The 21,367-nt window shown below is 52.8% G+C and carries 20 protein-coding genes; 1 reads left to right on the forward strand and 19 read right to left on the reverse strand.

Annotated features, from left to right (window positions below):
• The 19 genes from AC6F7T_RS09205 to AC6F7T_RS09295 all read right to left on the reverse strand — a co-directional run.
• Positions 1-4,721, reverse strand: a 4,721-nt coding sequence (locus AC6F7T_RS09205) for a glucoamylase family protein (RefSeq protein WP_500718113.1), incomplete at its 3' end; no start/stop codon positions are given.
• Between the two features lie 126 nt (positions 4,722-4,847).
• Positions 4,848-6,065 carry an AI-2E family transporter gene (locus AC6F7T_RS09210; RefSeq protein ID WP_500718115.1) on the reverse strand — a complete coding sequence of 406 codons (1,218 nt, stop codon included), beginning with the start codon at positions 6,063-6,065 and terminating at the stop codon, positions 4,848-4,850.
• A 12-nt stretch (positions 6,066-6,077) separates the two neighbouring features.
• The gene (locus tag AC6F7T_RS09215; RefSeq protein ID WP_500718118.1) at positions 6,078-6,788 is read right to left on the reverse strand and encodes a hypothetical protein; all 711 of its coding nucleotides are present in this window, start codon (positions 6,786-6,788) and stop codon (positions 6,078-6,080) included.
• A gap of 65 nt (positions 6,789-6,853) precedes the next feature.
• Positions 6,854-7,084, reverse strand: coding sequence for a hypothetical protein (locus tag AC6F7T_RS09220; RefSeq protein ID WP_500718119.1), 231 nt, complete (start codon positions 7,082-7,084; stop codon positions 6,854-6,856).
• A gap of 54 nt (positions 7,085-7,138) precedes the next feature.
• Complete coding sequence (locus AC6F7T_RS09225; RefSeq protein ID WP_500718121.1) at positions 7,139-7,453, reverse strand: hypothetical protein; 315 nt, start codon at positions 7,451-7,453, stop codon at positions 7,139-7,141.
• Between the two features lie 53 nt (positions 7,454-7,506).
• Positions 7,507-7,974: a hypothetical protein gene (locus tag AC6F7T_RS09230; protein ID WP_500718123.1), complete on the reverse strand. Its 468-nt coding sequence runs from the start codon at positions 7,972-7,974 to the stop codon at positions 7,507-7,509.
• A 31-nt stretch (positions 7,975-8,005) separates the two neighbouring features.
• Positions 8,006-8,347 (reverse strand): phage holin family protein, encoded by a 342-nt coding sequence (locus tag AC6F7T_RS09235; RefSeq protein ID WP_500718124.1) that lies wholly within the window; start codon positions 8,345-8,347, stop codon positions 8,006-8,008.
• 16 nt (positions 8,348-8,363) lie between these two features.
• Positions 8,364-8,717, reverse strand: coding sequence for a hypothetical protein (locus AC6F7T_RS09240; protein ID WP_500718125.1), 354 nt, complete (start codon positions 8,715-8,717; stop codon positions 8,364-8,366).
• Positions 8,718-8,791: 74 nt separating this feature from the next.
• Positions 8,792-9,619, reverse strand: coding sequence for a BON domain-containing protein (locus tag AC6F7T_RS09245; RefSeq protein ID WP_500718127.1), 828 nt, complete (start codon positions 9,617-9,619; stop codon positions 8,792-8,794).
• Positions 9,620-9,652: 33 nt separating this feature from the next.
• The gene (locus AC6F7T_RS09250; protein WP_500718129.1) at positions 9,653-9,832 is read right to left on the reverse strand and encodes a CsbD family protein; all 180 of its coding nucleotides are present in this window, start codon (positions 9,830-9,832) and stop codon (positions 9,653-9,655) included.
• 355 nt (positions 9,833-10,187) lie between these two features.
• Positions 10,188-10,724, reverse strand: a complete 537-nt coding sequence (locus AC6F7T_RS09255) for a hypothetical protein (RefSeq protein WP_500718132.1) — start codon at positions 10,722-10,724, stop codon at positions 10,188-10,190.
• 314 nt (positions 10,725-11,038) lie between these two features.
• Positions 11,039-11,209, reverse strand: coding sequence for a hypothetical protein (locus tag AC6F7T_RS09260; RefSeq protein WP_500718135.1), 171 nt, complete (start codon positions 11,207-11,209; stop codon positions 11,039-11,041).
• Positions 11,210-11,624: 415 nt separating this feature from the next.
• A complete protein-coding gene (locus tag AC6F7T_RS09265; protein ID WP_500718137.1) occupies positions 11,625-12,656 on the reverse strand; it encodes an ABC transporter permease in 1,032 nt (343 codons plus the stop codon).
• On the reverse strand, positions 12,653-13,336 hold the full coding sequence (locus AC6F7T_RS09270; RefSeq protein ID WP_500718139.1) for an ATP-binding cassette domain-containing protein: 684 nt from the start codon (positions 13,334-13,336) through the stop codon (positions 12,653-12,655). The genes AC6F7T_RS09265 and AC6F7T_RS09270 overlap by 4 nt, the downstream gene beginning before the upstream one ends.
• 715 nt (positions 13,337-14,051) lie before the next feature.
• A complete protein-coding gene (locus AC6F7T_RS09275; protein WP_500718141.1) occupies positions 14,052-14,633 on the reverse strand; it encodes a PEP-CTERM sorting domain-containing protein in 582 nt (193 codons plus the stop codon).
• 558 nt (positions 14,634-15,191) lie between these two features.
• Positions 15,192-15,416: a hypothetical protein gene (locus AC6F7T_RS09280; protein ID WP_500718143.1), complete on the reverse strand. Its 225-nt coding sequence runs from the start codon at positions 15,414-15,416 to the stop codon at positions 15,192-15,194.
• Positions 15,417-16,305: 889 nt separating this feature from the next.
• Complete coding sequence (locus AC6F7T_RS09285) at positions 16,306-18,027, reverse strand: sigma 54-interacting transcriptional regulator (protein WP_500718145.1); 1,722 nt, start codon at positions 18,025-18,027, stop codon at positions 16,306-16,308.
• 2 nt (positions 18,028-18,029) lie between these two features.
• Entirely contained in the window at positions 18,030-20,660 is a 2,631-nt protein-coding gene (locus AC6F7T_RS09290; protein WP_500718147.1) for a chemotaxis protein CheB, read from the reverse strand.
• A 172-nt stretch (positions 20,661-20,832) separates the two neighbouring features.
• Positions 20,833-20,991, reverse strand: coding sequence for a hypothetical protein (locus AC6F7T_RS09295; RefSeq protein WP_500718150.1), 159 nt, complete (start codon positions 20,989-20,991; stop codon positions 20,833-20,835).
• Between the two features lie 168 nt (positions 20,992-21,159).
• Here AC6F7T_RS09295 and AC6F7T_RS09300 point away from each other — a divergent pair.
• The coding region (locus tag AC6F7T_RS09300) for a hypothetical protein (protein ID WP_500718152.1) at positions 21,160-21,367 on the forward strand (208 nt) is incomplete at its 3' end.

A 21,367-nucleotide genomic window follows, 5' to 3' on the forward strand; every position in this document is an offset into this window, starting at 1 on the left:
AACAGGTGAATTTCCGGGGCCGGGGTGTTCAGGTCGCTGAAAACCCGCATGATCTCGCCGGCTTCTTCGACCGGATGGGCGACGGCGCTCACTTCGGCGGCGTGAGGATAGACCGTCGCCACCTTCTTCGGCACTCGTTCCTGCAGCAACAACTCGGTTGCCTTTAACATGGGGTCGGCCATGAAGCGGCGTTGCATCGGCTGGTTCAACAGGACATGGGCAAAGGCCAGCAGGCTCATCCCCTGATGATGGGCCATGAAGCTGCGTACAATCACGTGCTGTTTGCCCCGAGGCACCCGCGACGGGGTGTAATCGATGGCCTCAAAGAACCCGTAGTCGCCCTGGAAGCCGTGATTCGCCAGGGTCTGCAGATTATTGCAGGCTTCCTGCGGCAACACTGTCAGCGCCAGGGCACTGGCATAGGGAGCGATGACCAGATCTTCGCTCAAGCCTCGCTTGAAACCGAGTCCCGGCACACCAAAGGCACGATATTGATAGACCTGGTGCATATCGGTGAGGTTATAGCAGGACTCGGAAATGCCCCAGGGGACAGCGCGCTGGCGACCGAATTCAATCTGACGCAAGACAGCGGCTTTGCAGCTTTTCTCCAACAGGGTATCGGGGTAACTCGGCATGATCAACTGGGGCATGAGGTACTCGAACATGGAACCGCTCCAGGAAATCAGGCTGACATTGCTGCCCTGGCTGGTCAGCATCCGGCCAAGGGAGAACCAATGCTTCTGAGGAACCTGCCCGGCGGCGATGAGCAGAAAACTGGCCAGGCGTGCTTCGGAGGCCAGTAGATCGTAACAGGCCGGATCACGGCGGTGTTCGCCGACATCGTAGCCGATGCTGAGCAGGCCCCGCGGGCTGTTGTAGAGAAAGTCGAATTCCATCGCCGCCAGGTCGCCGCAACGTTGGACCAGATCGTCGATGACTTTGAGCCGTTTGGCGGCGGCCGGCGACTTGACCCCGCTCGCGGAAGGCCCGCCGTTTGCCAGTTCCGAGAGCCTCGGGATGGTATTGAAGCGTTGTGCCTCAGGCACCAAAGAGCCCACTTCGGTACGCAGGTCACGGGCTTGTCGTTCGAAGTCCTGCGCCCAGGAGGTGAGTTCGCCCGTGCTCTCTTTCTTGATCGTTAACCAGGCCCGCAGTTCCGCCCCCAGACGCTCAATTTCATCCAGTAAACCTAGCGCAGCAGCCGGCGTTGGGGGCGTATTCAGGATAGCGGTGGCGAGCCTGTTGCGGAGCGTACGGATCTTAACCTCCAGTTCAGGGGCCGGCACTGCAGGCAGATACTCGGCCAGTACCTCCAGGGTGTCCTGCAGGCCGACAAAGGCCTGGTTGGAGAACACCGGCTGATCCTTGAGCTCGGCCAGTCCCGCCTGCAGGGTGAGCAGGCTGCCGACCAGATTGCCGCTGTCCACCGAAGAGATATATTGCGGCCATAACGGCTTCAGGGTCCGGGTGTCGTACCAGTTGTAAAAATGGCCGCGGTAGCGTTCCAGCCTGGCCATGGTTGCCAGGGTGTTTTCGGTCAAACGCAGACATTTGCCAACGCTGATGAAACCAAAATCGCAGGCGCTCAGGTTGGCCAGCAGGCCCATGCCGATGTTGGTCGGTGAGGTTCGCCGGGCGATGACGGCGACAGGATATTCCTGGACGTTGTCCGGCGGCAGCCAGTTGTCCTCGGGACCGACGAAGTCAGCGAAATAACGCCAGGTGCGCCGCGCGCAGGCGCGCAAAAAGGTCTGTTGCGCGGCGCTCAGGTCAGGGCTCGGCGTTGTCAGCGGTCGGCTGATCCACCAGCCGACCAGGGGTGAGAGCAACCACAGCATCAGCAGCGGTGCAGCAAACGGCCATTGGACCGGCGCATCAAGCCAGACCAGTGCCGTCACCAGCAGCAGTGCCAGTAATGGCCCGACCCACATTTCGACGAAAAAATCGACCGGCGTACGGCGCTTGTTCCGCCGACCATAGGACGGCAGTTGCCAGAGCAACAAACCGCACCGGGTGAACAGCATGCGGCCCGCCGAACGCCGGATCGCATCCAGATTGATTAAGGTATCGTAGGGGAGCAGGATCAGGGTCAGCAAAGCCAGTAACAGCGGACGACTCACAGACCTGCCGGTCAGATTCAGGTGCAGCAGCCAGGCACGGTCAGGTGGCTTGCGGATCAGTTCAATAGCAATGGCAAGCAGGGTCGGCAGGCATACCACCGTCACAACCAGCAGGGTCCAGAACCATGTTGACCCCGGACCCAGCAGCCAGCCGCTGATCAGCAGCGCCAGCAATGACGGGGCCACCAGGCTGCGGCGCAGGTTGTCGAACAGCTTCCACACTGACAGTGCGCTGAGGGGGTTGGGCTGGCGTGGTCCCTGACCACCATCGGCCCTTTTTGGTCCAGGGACCTGCGGTAACAACCAGCCGGCTAACTGCCAATCACCGCGGATCCAGCGGTGACGACGGCTGGCCTCGATGGGATAACTGGCGGGATGCTCCTCAATCAGGTCAACGTCGGTTACCAGTGCCGAGCGGGCATAGCCCCCTTCCAGCAGGTCGTGACTAAGGATGAGATTCTCCGGAAAGCGCCCATCAACGGCCTGTCGAAAAGCGTCAACATCATAAATGCCTTTGCCGATGAATGACCCTTCGCCGAAAATATCCTGGTAGACATCCGACACCTCACGGGTATAGGGGTCCAGCCCTGCATCGCCCACGAACAACTTGGTGAAGCGCGATTGGCCGGAACTGGTCAGGCTGATCGAGGCGCGCGGCTGGAGAATCGCAAAGCCTTCGACAATCCGTCCCTTGCCGGCATCGTAAACCGGTCGATTGAGGGGATGGGCAAGATTGCCGACCAGGGCACGGGCCGCATCCCGCGGCAGCTGGGTGTCGGTATCGAGGGTAATAACGTACCGGATCGAGCCGAATAGGGCTGGATCGCCGATGATCACCGAGAAAGCGTCCTGTGCTTCACCCCGCAGGCGGGCATTGAACTGCTCGAGCTTGCCGCGCTTGCGCTCATAGCCCATCCATATTTGTTCAATCGGGTTCCACTGCCGTGGTCGGTGGAACAGGTAGAAGAGACTCGAACGATCCTCCTGATAGGTTGCGTTGAGTGCTTCAACTGCGCTGCGCGCGTAAGCAAGCAATGCTTCGTCTTGCGGCAGTGTTTGTTCGGACGCATCGTGGAAATCGGTCAGCAGGGCAAAATAGAGATTGGCATCGCGATTGCCGAGATAACGGATTTCCAGGGCTTCGAGCAAATTGTCGACGTCCTGCGCTGTGCCCATCAGGGTGGGAACGATGACCATGGTGCGATGGTTGTCCGGGATCCCTTGGGAAAAATCAAGTCGTGGTAAGGTGCGCGGTGGCAGGACGAGGGTCACCAGCAGATTGACCAGCGCGGCCGCCAGGGCCGAGGACCCGACGATCAGGGGCAGTGCCGACAACCAGCTTCGCCAGTCCCCCAGGGTGAAACCCCCCGTGGCGAACACCCCTGTGGTCGCCAGCAGGGTGAGCATCAGGAGGGAACTCAGATAGAGAAGAAGGCAACGCTGCTTGCTTGCCCGGCCGACCCGGCATTTCCACGACAACCGACAGCCGGTGGCCCGTTCCAGAAGCGGTCGGCCCCGATCAATGAGGTAGTAACCGACATGGGTGGTGCGGTTGCTGACATTTGGCTGCCGGGCAGCTGCCTGGGCCAGACCGATAGCGGCCCGGGCCATCTCCAGCTCACTGCAGGTAGTGCTGCGCGCCAGGTCTTCGATGACGTGCCGATAGCGATCGCGGGTAGCAAAATCCTGGGCGGCATATAGGCCTGCCGGATCGTCAATCATTGTCTGTTCGACGACACTGAGTGATTCGACAAACTCACGCCAATCCATGGCGTCGATGAAACGCAGGCTGCCGATGCTGTTGGCGATCGAAATCTGGTTGGCGGCCGCGGTGCGGCTGGCGGCAGCTGACAGCTGGGCTGCCGTCACCCCCTGATCAAGCAGCTTCTGCTCGACCCAGGTTTGGACAAAGGCCATCATCGACCCCTGAGCCTGGAGGCGGGCGTAAAATTCCTCAACGAATGGTGCGGTGAGCAGTACATCGGCATCGGCAAATTCAGCCAGCAACCGGATCAGCTGTTTCGGATCGCGCTCTGCTGCCGTGAGCATGCGATCGGCCCAGGTAATGGCCGCATCAAGATCCTCGCGCCGATGAGCAATCCGAAGACCGACACGACTGAGATTTTCCAGTAATGCCAGTTGCAACATAATCGGAAAGGCCCACAATTCACCGATTTTTAATGGCATCGCCTGCTGATAAGCGCTAAGAAACTGGGTGGTGTTGTCTTGATCGATACGGCCATCCATGTGCGATATCAGCTGCAATGCGATGTCGTAGATGCGCGGGAAACCGGCGCAGGGGTCATCCAGCAAGCAGGGTAGCTGCCGGCTGTAGCCACGGGGCAGATGCCGCCGTGCCATGCCGATCTGCTGTTCGATAAGATAAAAATTGTCAAGCAGCCACGCTTCTGCCGGTGAAATCCGCTGGTCTGGAGTAGCGGCGGTTACAACCTGATACGCCGCCAGCAACACCTGGGCATTGTCGGCCAGGCGTGGCAGCAGACGATCGGCTCCCGGAGACGGATCAATGCGATGCCGGCCCGCCATTGTCAGGGCATGACGTTTGAGTTGCTCCATGCTGAACAGTTCTGTTCGCAGCAACTCCGTTTCCCGGTCCGGTCGCAGGACCTGGTGGGTGTGAGCCACATATCTTGATGTTTTCGTCGCTATCACATTCTCCCTGGTTTTCTTTCTGCGTGCCATCAGGCATCAGGCCGGATGGTTGAGTTAGTCTTCCAACAAGGCTTTTTTTGCCAGCGCATCCAGGTCAGTGTCGGTCGCCGAAGGCAGATAACGCTTTCGGTAAAGTTCCTGATGGCAGATATTCACGATGGCAACCAGTGGTGCTGCAACCAGGACGCCCAGGACACCGAAGGCGGCAACGCACAAAAGCATGGAAAAGATCATTGCCAACGGATGAATTTTCATGCCTCGAGCCATAATGAATGGAGTGATCACGTTACCTTCCACCGCCTGAACCGCAATATAGGCCAGTACGACCCACAGCGGGGTCATGCCTCCCTGACCGAGGGCGAGAAGAATTGCCGGAACAGCGCTGAGGATCGGCCCCAGAAATGGGATCGCTTCCAGAATAAAGGCGATCAGGCCAAGAACCAGTGCGTCCATCAAACCAAAAATCGGCCACATGAGCAGAAAAACCAGCAGGCCAACCGTCAGCATCCCCAACAGCGTTGCTCCGGCCCAGCGCGGCATAAAATTGCCGACCCGTTGCACGATGATCAGGGTTTGTTCATGAGTGTGCTCAGGCATCAGGGCGAACATCGCCCGAAAAATCGGCTGTGGATTCATCAGGGTAAAGGTTGTACCAAAGAAGACCGTCACCAGAACGACCAGGATCTGGGCCCCATTGAACGCCACCCTGGCGAAGCGGCCCGCTACTCCAAGGAATATATCGCTCAAACTGGAACGAATTGATCCGGTCTCTTTTTTTTCCTCTTTCGCTTCTTTCTCTTCAGGTTCTTCGACTTGCTCAATCTGTGGCACGGTTTTGTAGTTGTCCTGATTTGATGCTGTCTGGGAAATTTCCGTGGTGACTTCAGCCTGGAGTCTTTTCTCGGAGAGCTCTGCCTTCTGTTCCATTTTTATCAGGGGCTTTTGCAGACGTTCCCAGTAGGAGGGCAACTGCTCCGAGAGCCTGGTCATCGAGTCCTTCATCGGTCCGAAGAAAGCCCAGCCAGTCAAGGCGACAACCATTACGAGTATGCCCACCATCAGCCCCGTTGCACTTTTACGTCCACCCGGTAACCGACGCATCCGCGACATGATCGGATTGGCGGCCATAGCGATGAGCATCACCAGCAGAAATGACAGCAGAATGGGAGATAGCAAGCGGAATGACTGGATAAAAACAAACAACGACGCGCCCAGAAACACTAAAAAAGTGAATGAAGGTGGTGTTGCCTCTGCCCCGGGTTTGTTGGTCATGGTTTATTTCGTTTACTGTTGGTTCGTCGTCCCACTTAGCCAGTGATCATTTTGTTGAGTTTTTAATAATTCCTTGTTTTCACTCTTGCCGAGAATATGTGACATTTCCTTGATCCAGTCCTCCCGCCGACGCTGTCGATTAGACTCATGCCTATGGTTGAGGGGGTCCAGAACGGTGTATGGCGACGTATGTTTCATGGTTTCACGGGCCAGATTGACGTAGACTTTTGCCTCCAGCCAATTAACCCGCTCGATCCATAAAGACGACAACATCACCTTCTTCGCCCGCCACCATTTGCGGGTGTCAATGATGAAATATCTGATCGCCCAGGTTTCGAGATCGATGAGAAAATCGTCGATATGACCAATGTCTCCATCCGTTCCCTGGACATGGCTGCTGATCAGGTTGTGAGAGCTGCACAGGTGGGGATCACGAGGGTCCTGGAGTTGTCGGGTCCCCGTCTCGCCGTGGACCCGGGCGGGAATGTCGTCGATCTGCTGTTTGGTCAGATTGATGTCGATGGTTTGGATTTTCGAATTCACTCCGGTGACCGCGCTGGGGGGGATGAGGATCTGCCGATCCCTGAACCAGTGGCCCATATCGGCAACCAGGTAGCGAATCGTCCAGTGCTGATCGTTACAGTGGAACCCCTTGACCTGACCAATTTCTCCGTCGCAGCTTTCCAGGGTGTAGCCAATAAGATGTTGAGCATTCTTCAGCATATAGGCTCCTTATGTGTTTTATCCGTCGGGGTTTTCGAAAAGACACGGTTAAATGATCAAGAGGCTCAAATCCTGGTGTTTTTCGGTTGGTACTTCACTAGTAAAAGGACAAGGATCCCGGTCACAAAGAGCAAAAAGGTAACCGGATCGGGCAGCGGCACTCCAGCAAAGCCATAACCGTTGGCGAAAGTGACGGTTAAATTGTCGACCGGCAGCGCGGCAAAGGTTACAGCAGGCATCAAAAGTGACATCAGGCCTGCGGCCAACAGTAATTGGATAGGATAGAGGTTCATCATCAAGCTCTCCTTGTGGTGGTTTATACTGTCATCGTGACGGTTTTGCTGTTTGCCTCAACGGAAATATGCCAGGGCCACGTCGGAGAGGGCATTGACCACCGGTTCTGCAATCCTGTTGGTGCGCGAACGATGATGAGAACCGGTGCCTAACAACAGACCCAGACCGACGCCGATGCCTAAGGCGATCAATAGGGATTTGCCCGGATTTTCGTCACTATAGGTTCTGGTCTTCTCGTAGGTTTCGCTGACCTTTCCGGTCGCTTTGTCATAAGCGTCGCCGATTACCTGTTCGGCTTGTCCGTAGGCATCAGCGCCCTGTTCCAGGCGGTTTTCAGCTGCGCTGCCGGCTTGGTTGTTTTTGCTTTGCATAGTGTCTCCTTTTACTTGATCAATGATGAGTGGTGCCAATTCCCTTTGGGACGCTACCCGTCCCGATCTGTCGCAGCGGCGGTGCCGCCGGGCTCTGGGTCTGACGGCTGTTCTCTGTCTCTGCCGGCAGCTGCGACATCCGCCGGAACATTGTTGAGCCAATGAGTAGCTGTTCGTGCGGCGATACCCAGCAGCGTGACTTTGAGCAGACCGGGTCCGGCAATGCCGTACAGGGCGCCGCGTACTGATGAATTGAGGGACTTCCGGAAGCGTTCCATGGGCGTGGCGCGTGGCAGCACTATTCCGGCGGCAAAAAATCCCAGACCGGTAGCAATTCCCACCGCCCAGAAAGGAGTTTTCTTTACCTGGCCACGCCAATCCAGCTTCTCTTCGATGCGTTCGCCCAGCTGCTCGACGGTGCGGGAAAAATTTTCTTCTTTCGCCGCAAGATCCTGCTTTATTTCTTCGCTGCTACGCCCGGTTTTTACTGACTCACTGGTGTTTTCAAGCGCGTATTCCATGATGGCATATCCTCCCCGGACTTTTTGTTGTCTATATCTTCAGTAGTCGATAGCCGACGAAGCTGATCAAAACGCCGCCCAGGGCAAGGACCGTTGCGACAACCAGGGCCGCCAGCTGCAGCGTCATGAAGGACGTCAGCGCCACAATGAGTGCAGCGCAAAGACACAGGAAGGCGGCGAAACTGATGATGGTTCCCAGTGCCAGCAACAGCAAGGCCCGGCGAACGGCTCCTGCTTTTTCTTTGCTATTCTGGATGATCAGCGCAATTTCATCGCGCAATACCGCCACGGCGTTGTTGACCAACTGGCCAAGCAACTCCCCGAAGGATGCACGTGGCAGGATCGGTTCCCGGTCTTCTTTTCTCTTATCCATTTAAAAAAACCGCTTGTTAGATTTTGCGTAACAATATTCCGAGAACCAGTCCTGCGGCTCCTGCGATCGCCATACTGCGCCCCGGATGGTGGCTGATACGTTTGCGCAGGTTGGCTTCTTCATGCTCATAGCTGAATTGCCGAACATAGTCGGCAGACTGATGCAGCCACCGGGCTGCATGTTGTTCAACCTCAGCAAGACCGGATTCGCCGCCATGCGCTGATGCGGTTTGTTCCAGAGCCGTTGCTGCCTGACACAAACTATCGGCGACAGATTGTTTTAGCCCATCGCAGCAGCAGGGCTTGCCCTGATAGGAATCTTTCGGTGCTGTGTCTTCAGTATTTTTGGTAGGAGAATAATCACTACTCATGATCCACCTCATAAATGCTTAAGACAGCGTTGCGGGCGCTTACCGGCAACGCTGTCGGTTAAGTATTCAGGAAATTAATTTGACGTTATTTTGCCGCTTACCGTCATCTGATTATCGACGGATTTGACCCCCTTAACGTCATTTGCCAGTTTGGCGGCCAGGGATTTTTCGGCGTCATTGCCGGCAATGCCACCCAAGGTCACCACACCATCGGTGGTCTTGACGGTGGTTTTAATCGCACTGGTCGAGCGGTGGCTGAACAGGGTCGCCTTGACCAGGGCGGAAATGGAGGCGTCATCAACTTTGTCGCCTATCGATCTGTCGTCGGTCTTTTTGGCGTCTGCCGATCTGTCACTTAGCACAGCGTCTCGTGTTGCTTGCGATTCTTTGGTAAGTGGGTTTACGGTCATTTTGTTGTTGACGGATTTGACGCCTTCAATATCCATGGCGTATTCACCGGTTAATTCTTTTTGCGCCTGATTATCTGCTTCCCCACGCAGGGTGACGATGCCATTCTTGACGTCAACAGTAGTGGTTGCGCTGACGTTGCGATGAAACAGCAGTGTGCTTTTTACCTTTGTCTTCAGCCAGAGATCCGGGCTCGATTCCCCTTTAAACACCAATTTATTGTCTACGCCCTTGACATCGGGGAGGTTTGACACCGTATTCCCCGCAAGGGTTTTGCTGGATTCGTCAGCGACTGTTCCGGTAAGAGTAACAACCCCCTCTTTGGCCTGAATCCTGATATCATCGTCCTTGAGGTATGTTTTGAAGGTATAGGAATTTTTTACTGCCTCCTCTATGGTGCTATCTGTTGTTGCGGCGAAGGCCGGGCTAATGAACACCATAAAACCCAGTACAGCAGTGATAAGAAATAAAGTCTTTGTTATTGATACTTTCATTTTTCATGTCCTTTTCGCTTGTAGCGGTTATTGTTACTTTCCCAGAACTTTTTTGATGTCACCGACATCGCCCTGAATTTTGCCGGCGATTTGCTCGTCGGTTCCTTCTCTTTCCAGCTTGGGACTGCCGGTGAGTTTACCGGTTTGCTCTTTTACTTTGCCTTTGATTTCGTGCAGCTTTCCTTCGGTCTTGTCTCTGTTGCCGGATTTCATCGTCGTTTCCTTTTCACCATAGTTGGTTGTTTACGCAGACAGCCTGCTATCGGGTGGTAGAGCAACAATCATACCGGCGGCAATCTGCTGGAAAATAGGCTGATTTAGCTAAGGAAAATCGAATTCAGTTAGGAAGGACAAGAGTCGTTCCGTCAGCGGCAACCATCGAACTTGACATAACCGCCAAATATGATGGCAGCGGCTGCAACAAAGGAGAATTTTATGTTTGCTGCGCTAGGGGGGCTGGTTAGCCGATGTTGTCTGTTTTCCCTGACAACTTCGTCGCAGCGGGAACTTAGGGTAAAATCTGCGAGGCTGTGGAAATGAGCCTCGCAGATTTTTTCAAATCGTCAGATTAAAATCTGTAGCCAAGTCCGAGACGGTGATTGAAAACACCATCACTGTAGGTGTCATGGGCCTTGTTGGTGCTTTCGAAGATGAAGTCGTAACCAACCGCGACAATCAAGAAGGTGGAGTCGCTCAGAAAAGCCTTCAGTCCAACCTCAGGGCCGGCGATGAAAGACTCTTTGACGCCGTCACCGTACATGTAGCCAATGGTTGCACCAAGGAAAGGGCGCAGGTTGCCGATATTGAAATTGTAATCAATGCCAACCCGGGTGGAAGCGTTATACGCGTTATCCCCGGGCTGATCGACGATGTTCAGTGACTGGCGGATGAGTCCTTGCCAGTTTGAATCGAAAAAATAGCCGTATCCCAGATCGAAGCTTAAATTCGTCCTGTCGAAACTCTTGTCACTAACCCCGGATCCGCTCAGGGTCAATTCCTGGGTTCCCATCTTATATGTAGCGAAATTCTGGTTCTGTTGGGCCAGTGCGGTAAAGGGAAGAAAAAGAAAACCGAAAATAACTAAACCGTAAATTGTGCGTGACATACAATACCTCCTGTTAATAGTGAACTACATGAACATCAATGTGTTTCTTCTTGTTTTGTTACTGATTTTTCCTTTCGGCAGAATGGTTGGTTGTGAAAGGCGCAGCAGTCACGTAAGTCCCTGGCTTCCGGAAGAGTTAACAATGAACTGCCGCGCCAATGTTTGTTATTGAAATGTATCTGTTCAGCACCGGGGTGGGGGGTTCTCTGGCAAGGGTGTCTGTCGCCATGGACGGCGATAGACACCCTTTTTTTAAGGACAACAACCTCTTCTTTGGTTTAATTCCTGGGGCGAAGTAGACAACCAGATGAGCATTAATCATTCCTGAATCTGTTTATTGCTAGAAGAATGGAATTTGCCCCATTCACATAGGCGGCGTGATACTTGTTGCGGTGCAGCGTGAACAGGTCCGGGGACAGGGCCGGCGCCAAGGCATCGTCGCTGTATCCAAACTTGAGTAAAGCGAACATATGGATTGTGTCCATTTTTTTAATCCTTTATAGGTTGTTATGTTCATCACCGCAGTCACCCAAGAAACCGGATCAATGAACAAAGCGGTTAGGTTTTTTCGGCTTACAATGCGATCGTATCCCGCATTGATTTTGCCGCTGCCTCAGATTCGTCCCGTTACCACCGGTTCGTAAGTGCCGGGGGCTGCAAGCAAATCTCTGATCAGGATAATAAGCAACTAGCATGCCCACGGCAGGCAATTGTAAATATTGTTTAACGGACTGAAACTAAAGAGGAAAAATTTGATTCAGGGGCGAGTCGATGATGAGAGGAGCTTTCGCCACCGTCATATGTAATATAACCGTCAAATATGCAGGGTTGGGCGGTGCCGGAGCCGAGCTGTCAGTGAACTTGCGATAGGCTCATTGAGCTGAGGGACGTTGAAGTGTATTACTTCATCAACCAGCGTCTCTTCATCAATAGATATGAGAAGAAAAAAGTAAGTGTGCCCACCAGCAACAAATAGCTCCACTCAAAGGACAGGTTCGCCATTGTGCCATCTTCCAGCAGAATGGCCCTGAGTGGTCCGTAAAATTGGTAGGATGGCAGCAACGGCGCTATGCTGGACAGCTGTTGTGAAAAATCGGACAGGGCGGAAGGAAGCAGGTGCGGCAGATAAAAGACCACCCCCAGGGTTCTGGCACTTGCCTGGTTGCGGCAGAGAAAACCCAGAAAAACCCCATAAGCACTGAAGCAAAAACCGCCGACGGCGATAAATGCGATATAGCCGGTCAAATCGACGACACCGAAACCGCCCAGGAGATGAAGGATCAGGACCGCAACCATGGTTAGAACCATCCCTGTCAACGTCTTGGCGAGCAGCCATTCAAATTCGTTGATGGGGGTTTGGAGCAGCGCCAGTATGAGCTTTTTTTCCTTTTCTTCAGCGACTTGTGCAGGAAGGATGATGAAGCCGATGAGCAGGACAATCATCAAAATCCAGGTAGGCAACGTCTGTCTTTGGATGCCACCGGCGTAAAGCGCCTCAATGTCGGCAATCCAGGCATCCCGGTTCCCCTCCGCGGCTTTTTGCAGAGCTAAAAAGCTTTCAACGATGACAATGGTATGAAGAGATTCTTTTTTTAGAACAAGAAGTGTCAAGCTGTCGGGCGCATTTTTGTTTCTTAGCAAAATTCCGTCGATTTTTTTTTCTTTTAAGAGGGTCTTACCTTCCTGTTCATTTTGAATCCAGGTCATTGTGATGACCTGTTCGGCGGCCGCGACGCTATCTATAATTGCTGGCGCATAGGCTTCATGTTGGATGAAACCGATTTCTAGCGGACTGGAGTCAGCGTTGGGCTTGTCGATGAAATTTAACGAAATGAAAACAAAAAAAGGGATGAAAATGATGAGATAGATGGCCTTGTTCTTTATGGCGATCAATAAGTCGTTGAATGTCAGAACGAGAATATTTCTGATCATAGTGCATACAAGTTTTCATGAACTTGGGATTGAAAGTATTCCTTCGGAGATCCGTCGAATATTATACTGCCTTCATGCAGCACGAGGATACGTGTCGCCAGGGTTTTGATTTCTTCGGGGCGGTGGGAGGTAAAGAATATCGTTTTGCCGGCAGCATGAATATTCTTTAACAGCCGGTAGAGTTCTTTTGTCATCTCAAAATCGAGCCCGGATGTCGGTTCGTCAAACAGAAGAACCGAGGGATTTGCGAGCAGAGCTCGCCCGATATTGACTCTTTGCTTCAACCCTTTTGATAGTGTCTGTATTTTGTTTTTTCGAAAGGGCAGCAGATTAAACTCCCTTAGCACCTCATCCACCCGTGAAAAGGGCATCCGGAAGAGATATGCAAAAAGCTTGAGATTGTATTCAACGCTAAAAAAATCAAAAAGATTAGGAACTTCAGGAACGAAACCAACCTTGCCGACAACAGCCGTTCGATTTTTCAGGAGGATCCCGTCAATCATGGCTTCTCCGTTGTCCGGAAGAATCCAGTTTGCCAGCATTTTCATCAGGGTTGATTTGCCGGCGCCGTTGTGACCGACGACGGCGATTAATTCGCCTTGTCTGACCACAAAACTGGTAGGCCTAAGCCCTCGGTCAAGATTGTAGAGCTTTGTCAATCCCCTGACCTCTACTTGCATGCATCCTCCGGAGAATCTGTAAACAGGTGACGGTAAAATGAGAACATTGTCTTTCCGGGATGGATAAGATAGCTTTTTTGAAAAACTATCCAACCAAAACCCGAAAAAGACAATGTCAATTGATTGGAAACACCATCGACCACCACCGAAACAGGCTCTGGAGTTGTACGCCGGCTTTCTAGCCTGCAACGACCTACGTTATTCTCATAATGACAACAACGAGAATAACAACAATCAAAACACCAATAACAAAACCCATGGTCAGCTCCTTTTTCGATAGTTGTTTAAAATCCTTTTCACCTCACCAATCTTCCCTGAACCTTTCCGACTGTTTTGAATATGCCACCAGCGAAAAGGCGAAAAGAATCGGCCAACACAATTTTTCCCAACGTGCAACACCCTCCACGCTCGCTATCCATATTAAAAGCAAGGGACGTGCCAGCCCATAGCGGCCAGTTTTTATTGTTTAACTTGCTGATTACAAGGGATAAATGGAAATTCTACCGGGAACAGTTCGGGAAAAACCTCCTAAGGCATCCGTCAAACTTGACATAACCGCCAAATATGATGGCATCGGTTGCAACCCATTGCAGAGATTTATGCTTGAGCTGCTAAGGGGACTCAAGGTTAGTCCGACAGACTTTAAGGCGAACATTTAAAAGGCCCGACACCAATGAAGATGCCAGGCCTTTTAATTTGATATTATTCCTTTATGTTACTTGCCCGCGCTGCGGCGACGGGACAGAGCCAAGCCGGCCATACCCGCCCCGAGGAGGAGCAGAGTGCCGGGCTCAGGAACAGCAACGGGGGCAGCAGAGGCGGCAGAAAAAGTAATTCCTGTTAAACCGCTAGCTGTTTGTGATGACAGAATCCAGGCGCCTTTTGTATCGTCAAAACCATCTGCCGACAACATCCCCAATCCTTTCAATCCTAAGAATTCAGCAGTATGCGTAACAATTTCAAGGGTTTCCATGTTGAAGCTGAATTTGCCTACAGACCACAAGGGGGTTATGGGACCAGCAAAAGAATCAAAGATAAAATCCTCGTATGTTGCCGTTGCGCCATTATTGCCGGCAAAATCATCAATGGAAAACTTTACCGTTACATCATTAAATTTTAATCCTTCTGCGGATGCAAAAGTTAGGGCAGGGTTATAGGCCCCATCCGTTAGTTGTGTGGAACCTTCAAATTGAATTTCTCCAACAATGGGGGCTGCACTGACTATTGTGGCAAATAAAAACATACCGAAAGTAGCCATCATCAAAAATGCCGACATCTTGGGAACCAGTTTTTTCATTTTTTCCTCCATCCAGCTATGTGAGAGTCATCAATCAAAACATTTGATCGATTTGTGACCTTCTTAAAGGCAAAACGTATGCCAGTGTTAGAATCCTCTTTCGTGGTCGGCAACTTGCTGATAATGTTATTAACCTAAGAGAGGGTGACCAGCCGAACAGATTTAACCACACATTGGATCTGTCGTATCTGGCGGTTCCGTCGCAGGTGAAAGAAGCCTGATTGAATCATTGCCCGCTGATCGGGGCCGCTTTCTTTTTGTGTCCGTTGGCATCAACGGAAAAATCCTGCTGCACTATGGGATACCGTGCTAACAATCGTTTGCACAATGCGACTGGCGGGTGAATCTTGGTGAGAATTTGCCCCCAGCAGCAGTCCCACTCCAAGCCCAATGGCCAGAGTGATGAATATCAGTGTAGGCTGATTTTTGAGACTGTAGTTGCGTACTTTAGCGTAGCAGTCTCGTACCTTTTCCGTGGTTTTTCCTGGCATCGGGAGCCTGTGGTGAAATCTGCGCGGTGGTGGAAATGAGCCTCGCAGATTTTTTCAAGTTGTTGGATTAAAACCGATAGCCAAGGCCGAGGCGGTAATTGAAAACACCCTCATCAAATGTGTCATTGGCCTCGTCGGCATCTTCGAAGATGAAGTCATAACCAACGGCGACAATCAAGCAGGTGGACTCGCTTAAAAAGGCCTTCAGGCCACCTTCAGGGCGGGCGATGAAAGACTCTTTGACGCTGTCACCGTAAATGTAACCAATGGTTGCGCCTAAGAAAGGGCGCATGTTGCCCATATGGGAGTTGTCGTCAACGCCCGTTTTGGTGGCAGCGTTGTATGCGTTATCCCCAGGTTGATCAATGATGTCAGGGGACGTTTTTCGTCATCCATGGCAACAAACACCCTTGTTACAGGCCCCCCGACCCTGCGCAAGGGCATAGCTGAATAGTTACGATTCTTCTAGTATTTTCGCTTCAAGCAAGTAGTTACCCGGGATGAGCAACTATTAACTCCTTTCTTAATTTTTCCGATGATCAAAATTACTGCACATAGCCGGCGCTCCTCTGGAGGAACTAAAGAAGGTTTTGATGGGAAAACTGACTAGCAGTACAGGTATGGTGTATTAGGGATATGGCAACAAACGCGCCAAGCAGATAATGGCAGGCTGCTATTGTTCAACATGCTGATATGATTGAATTCCGCAAAAATCTAGTTGAAATGCCCGGTGAGAATCCGCATCGATTGTTCGTCACATGTGACAAACCCGTCAAAGGTGACAGCCGCCAGGCCCCGCAAGCCGATCTTCCTTCTTCCGGGCCCTGTGATTGACCAGGGACTGCCGCGCGAATATGGCCGTGAGATTTTTCAGAACAATCAAGATGCATTATTAATGCAGATCACCAGCATTGTGCGGTTCCATCGAAGCGCAGGGGATGGAAAGAATGATGGCGTCGCAAAAACTCACCAACTGCTGCGTGGCTGTCATTGTTTCACTGCTTCGACGTAGGTAAGTACGCCTCATTGTTAAACAATGAGGCGCCTTGCATGTGGTGCTTTTTGCTTATCCAGATCAATTGATGCTTTTTGCGAAAGGATCAAAGAATGGCAACTCACAATACCTGTCCAGATAAAAAATCTTTATCGGTACCGCAATAAGTGGATAGTCGATCTGGTTTTTATGGGCGGCGCAGTCCGAATTTACGCATGCGGGCGCGTAGGGTGCTGGGGTTGATGCCAAGCTGAAGAGCGGCCCCATTTTCCCCTTCGATACGCCATCTGGTTTTTTTCAGCACATGCAAAATGTGGTCGTATTCGAGATCGGCGAGGGCCTTGGTTGCCTGCTCGCTCCTCATCTCCTGGGGGGTGTCGAAGCGATCCAGGATCTGGAGGACTGCCCCCTGACTGGTGATGATCGCCCGTTCGATGACATTTTCCAGCTCGCGCACGTTGCCAGGCCAGTGGTAGGCCTGCAGGATATTCAAGGTGTCCTTGGTTACCGTATCGATATTTTTACCGATCCTTTTGTTGAACTTGCTGACAAAATACTCCACCAGCAGTGGGATGTCGTTGCTGCGTTGACGTAATGGCGGAATGTTGATGGGAAAAACGCTGAGTCGATAGAATAAATCCTCGCGGAACCGACCGGCGGAAATTTCTGTTTTAAGGTCGCGGTTGCTGGCGGCAATGACACGCACATTGACCTTGGTGGTGCGCGGGCTGCCGAGTCGTTCAAATTCGCCGTCCTGAATAACCCGTAGCAGCTTGACCTGCAGCTCCAGCGGCATTTCACCGATTTCGTCAAGAAAGATGGTGCCGCCGTCGGCCAGTTCGAAACGTCCCATCTGCTGAACATGGGCGCCGGTGAACGCCCCTTTTTCCCGTCCGAACAGTTCACTTTCGATCAGGTTGCCCGGCAACGCCGCACAGTTGACGGTGATCATTGCGCGCTGTTTGCGCGCACTACGATTGTGTATAGCGTGGGCGATCAGCCCCTTGCCGGTACCGGTCTCGCCCAACAGCAGCACGGTTGCATCCTGCGGCGCCACCTGTTCGACCTGGGAAAAAACCTCGGACATGGTGCGGCTCTGGCCGATAATCTCGCCAAAGGCGTACTTGCCGGACACTTCCTGCTGTAAATGGATGTTTTCCAGCTGCAAGCGCTCGGATAACTGCTGGATCCGCGATAAGGCTTCGGTGAGCTCCTTTTTGGCCCGTTGATGCTCTTCAATTTCATCCGCCAGCCGGGCGTTGGTCTCGGTCAGTTCGGCCGTGCGCTTGAGTACCGTCTCCTCCAGTACGACCCGTGATTTCTGAAGTTTTAGTCGCAATGTTCGATTGTCAGTGTTGTCGATAAGCGACAGCAGGATCTGATCGCCCAGGCTTTCGCTGGTCTTTACTTCGGTGTTCTGCAGTATACCGTGGAAGGGGGTGCCGTCAGTTTGTTTGAGGTTGAGTTCACAGCATTGCATCCCTTGGCCCTGCAGGGCCATTTCAAGAAAGCGGGGGAAAAACACCCTGCCGTCATGGTCCTCAATGAAGCGGCAGAAGGGTTGTTCGGCGAGCCGACTGCGCTCTGTGCCCAGTAGTTGTGCACCGGTCAGATTGGTTTGCTGAATACGCCCGCGCTGATCGAGGATGAAGTAACCAAGGGGGGCATAGTCGAAAAGCTCAGCGTATTTTGTATGCGTGATTTCAAGTTCTTCACGGGTGCTGAGCAATTCAGCATTCTGCATTTCCAGCTCAATCTGATGCACTTCGAGCTCATGGAGCAGACGCTGCGCCTTGGCCAGGTCCATGGGTGACGGCTTTGCTGAGCCTTTTGTCCGCAGTTGCTCCTCTGCCTGCCGGCGCAGCCGTTCAATTTCCGCTGAGGTTTTATGCTTGATATCTTTTGTCAAAATCAGTCTCCTCCTTGGAGTTGCTGGTTGAGCTCGACGATTTGCTTGTGCATTCTGTGTTCAAGGGTCTTGGCTTCGGTGATATTGGCAAAGGTGATGACCACCCCGCCGATGACATCGTTGATAGTGCGATAAGGCATGATGCGCACCGAAAACCAGCGCCCGTCGGTGGTCGTTATTTCCTTTTCGGAAAAAATCAGGGTGCGCAGGACATTACTGATATCGTTGGCCATCTCGGGGTAGAGCAGATCGCTGGTGATATCGGAGAGGGGGCGGCCCACGTCGATCGGAATCAGTTTGAAGATCTTTTGCGCGCCTTCGGTAAAACGGCGCACATTAAGGGCATTATCGAGAAACACGGTGATGATCTCTGTGCTGTTGAGCAGGTTGCGCAGATCATCTTCGGTCCGGGTCAGCTCGTCCATTTTGGACAGCTGTTCAGCGTTGACCGTTTGCAGCTCTTCGTTGAGGGACTGCATTTCTTCCTTGGATGTGGTCAGCTCCTCGTTGGTCGACTGCAGCTCCTCGTTGGCCGATTGCAACTCCTCATTGGTTGACTTGAGTTCTTCCTGCGAAGACTGCATTTCCTCGCGGGTGGTATGCAGCTCTTCGCGTAATTTCTCAACATTCTGTTCAAGTTCGGTGATGCGGATTTTGGCCGCCGCAGAGCCTCCGACACGACCGCCTGGTTTTTGCAGTGGGGTTTCTGCTCTATCGTAAAAAATAATCAGCACCATGCCGCGCAACGCTTCCGGTTCCTCGATGACCTTGAGGGTAACGTCAAGAGCCTGGACACCACTGTCGGTCGCGACAGTCAGTCCTTTGAGGGTGAGTGATTCCTGTTGCCGGAGCACCTTGTGAAAGGCGACTCCCAGATCAACATTGAGGCCCTGGCGCGCCATGGCGAAGATGTTCCAGTTGGCCTTGCCCGCTGCCGGTTCCAGGTACTTACCGGTTCGCCCGTTGATATAGAGAATATCACCCTCGGCGTTGACCAGCACCGCCGGCGGAGAAAAATGCTGCAGCAGGAGTGTGTCTGCCAGGGATTGGAGGTTGGCTGTTGTTTTCACGTAACTTGGCTCCTTGGTGCCCTCCGCTCTGGGGGCGAAGGAAGCAGGAAAGTCGATCGGAACCGTCGGCAAAACCGACTCACGTCGGCGAAAAAGCCGCAGCTTGGAATTGATGGAGGCAAACAGTTCAGCAGCGGCACTGTGGGTTTCGGCGTTGCCCAGAAAAAGGATGCCATCGGGCTTAAGGCTGTAGTGAAAAAGGGGCAAAAGTTTTTTCTGCAACTCCGGCAGCAGATAGATGAGCAGATTACGGCACACCAGAATATCGAGCTTGGTAAACGGGGGATCCATGATGACGTTCTGGGTGGCAAAGGTCACCATCTCGCGAATCTCCCTGCCGACGCGGTAACCGCTCTTTTCCTTGATAAAAAAACGGCGCAAACGCTCAGCGGAAACATCGGCAATGATATTCTCCTGATACCATCCCTGGCGGGCTTTGTCGATGGCGTCCTGGTCAAGATCAGTGGCGAAAATCTGCACCTTGATGTCGGCCTTGGGTTTGACAGCATCCATGGCTTCCCGGCAAACCATGGCCAGGGAGTAGGCTTCCTCGCCGCTGGAACATCCTACTGACCAGGCGCGCAACCCCCCGTTCAGGCGTTTTTCAAGGAGTTGAGGAATCACTTCGCTGCGCAATAGCTCCCAGGCGTCCGCATCGCGGAAGAAATTGGTCACGCCGATCAGCAACTCCTTGAAGAGCAGTTCCACCTCCTGGGGATTGTGCTGCAAATAGCGGACGTAATCGGCGATATTACTCAACTGATGCAGACTCATGCGCCGTTCGATACGGCGGCGCACGGTATTTTTTTTGTACAATGAGAAGTCCTGGCCGGTTTTGCCCCGTAATAAAATGATGATTTTCTCCAGGGCGCTGCGATCCTTTTCTTCCAGCACTGGCTCCGAGCTGACAAAAGAGCGAGCGTGGCGCAGATAATCAATAATCTTTCCGGGCAACGCCTCAGGGATAGCGACAATGTCGCCCAGACCGGCGGCAATGGCACTGCGGGGCATGCTGTCAAACTTGGCGGAAGACGGCTCCTGCACCAGCGTTATCCCGGCTTTTTCCTTGATGGCCTGTAACCCCAGGGTGCCGTCTGAACCCATGCCGGAGAGAATGACACCAATACTTTGTTCCTGCCGATTCTCGGCCAGGGAACGAAAAAAATAATCAATGGGTAAGCGCAGACCGCGGGGCGTTGTCGGCGCAAAAAGGTGCAGTGCCCCATGAAGAATGGACATGTCTTTGTTAGGAGGGATCACATAGACACAGTTTGGCTTGACCGGCATGCGATCTTTGACCTGGAAGGTTTTCATGCCGGTGGTGCGTTGCAGTAACTCGGTCAGCATGGCTTTGTGGGTCGGGTCGAGGTGCTGAATGACGACAAAGGCCAGGCCGCTGTCTGCCGGCACATGGCGCAGAAACTGCTCCAGTGCCTCCAGCCCGCCGGCAGAAGCGCCGATACCGACAATGGGAAAGCTTAGTTGTTCAAGCGGCGCTGGTGCCGTGGGGCCGCAGTCAGCTTGATCGCCGGTGTTGTTTGTCGGGTTTAGGGGCTGTTCCATAGGGGGAATCCAATGTCTCAGAGGGGTGTTCTGGAACCTGCGATGTGCTGCGCGAGAACGTAACGGTCCAAGTATACCAGATCGGCGTCACGTTTTAATTGATATTTTGTAGCCATCAACTGACAGGGGCATCTCTGGCTTGCGGACGTGATCATTTTTGACATGTCCCCGTTCAGTGTTGACAAGCTGCCCCGCCAGGTGGTGTCGGCCCATCTGCCTGGCCGATGAAGTTAACGCCGGTGTCGGTAAAAAGGGAAGTCAACCGATAGAGCTCAAACGGCAGATTTTCGAGCTGCTGTTGCTCGGTTTTTAAGTGGTTTGATGCTATCACGCCATTGTGTGGATATCCTGTCGAGGTATACTTGATGGGCGCTTGAGTTTCAGTGAAAAATGATTTTTGGGCTCAATTTCTTTTTCTTTCAGGAGGTGCTTGCGGTTGAAAATGTGGTTTTCTGGATTGGCGCTGATAGTGATGTTGGTTTTCCCAGGTGGCGTGACCTTGACCACAGTTTTTGCGGCAGGTGAAACGACGGGGCTGCATGCTGCAGGTCATCACAGCCTGGATTCATCGGCAGGCGCCGCCCGGACAAAATCTTCGCGTCAGAGCTTTTCCCTTTTTGTTAGCGAAGGAGCTGACAGTGAACGCCTGTGGTCACAAACCCGGCTGGTGTTTGCTTCCGGTCTGGTTGCTGCGGGCATTCTCTATA

The sequence above is a fragment of the Pelovirga sp. genome (genome assembly GCF_059864205.1).

Bases quoted from the DNA above. Each gene is read 5' to 3' on its own strand.
- AC6F7T_RS09250 (WP_500718129.1), bottom strand. From the start codon at position 9,832: ATGAAATCCGGCAACAGAGACAAGACCGAAGGAAAGCTGCACGAAATC.
- AC6F7T_RS09210 (WP_500718115.1), bottom strand. From the start codon at position 6,065: ATGACCAACAAACCCGGGGCAGAGGCAACACCACCTTCATTCACTTTT.
- AC6F7T_RS09290 (WP_500718147.1), bottom strand. From the start codon at position 20,660: ATGGAACAGCCCCTAAACCCGACAAACAACACCGGCGATCAAGCTGAC.
- AC6F7T_RS09215 (WP_500718118.1), bottom strand. From the start codon at position 6,788: ATGCTGAAGAATGCTCAACATCTTATTGGCTACACCCTGGAAAGCTGC.
- AC6F7T_RS09240 (WP_500718125.1), bottom strand. From the start codon at position 8,717: ATGAGTAGTGATTATTCTCCTACCAAAAATACTGAAGACACAGCACCG.
- AC6F7T_RS09220 (WP_500718119.1), bottom strand. From the start codon at position 7,084: ATGATGAACCTCTATCCTATCCAATTACTGTTGGCCGCAGGCCTGATG.
- AC6F7T_RS09235 (WP_500718124.1), bottom strand. From the start codon at position 8,347: ATGGATAAGAGAAAAGAAGACCGGGAACCGATCCTGCCACGTGCATCC.
- AC6F7T_RS09270 (WP_500718139.1), bottom strand. From the start codon at position 13,336: ATGCAAGTAGAGGTCAGGGGATTGACAAAGCTCTACAATCTTGACCGA.
- AC6F7T_RS09275 (WP_500718141.1), bottom strand. From the start codon at position 14,633: ATGAAAAAACTGGTTCCCAAGATGTCGGCATTTTTGATGATGGCTACT.
- AC6F7T_RS09260 (WP_500718135.1), bottom strand. From the start codon at position 11,209: ATGGACACAATCCATATGTTCGCTTTACTCAAGTTTGGATACAGCGAC.
- AC6F7T_RS09225 (WP_500718121.1), bottom strand. From the start codon at position 7,453: ATGCAAAGCAAAAACAACCAAGCCGGCAGCGCAGCTGAAAACCGCCTG.
- AC6F7T_RS09255 (WP_500718132.1), bottom strand. From the start codon at position 10,724: ATGTCACGCACAATTTACGGTTTAGTTATTTTCGGTTTTCTTTTTCTT.
- AC6F7T_RS09280 (WP_500718143.1), bottom strand. From the start codon at position 15,416: ATGCGCCCTTTCTTAGGCGCAACCATTGGTTACATTTACGGTGACAGC.
- AC6F7T_RS09245 (WP_500718127.1), bottom strand. From the start codon at position 9,619: ATGAAAGTATCAATAACAAAGACTTTATTTCTTATCACTGCTGTACTG.
- AC6F7T_RS09265 (WP_500718137.1), bottom strand. From the start codon at position 12,656: ATGATCAGAAATATTCTCGTTCTGACATTCAACGACTTATTGATCGCC.
- AC6F7T_RS09230 (WP_500718123.1), bottom strand. From the start codon at position 7,974: ATGGAATACGCGCTTGAAAACACCAGTGAGTCAGTAAAAACCGGGCGT.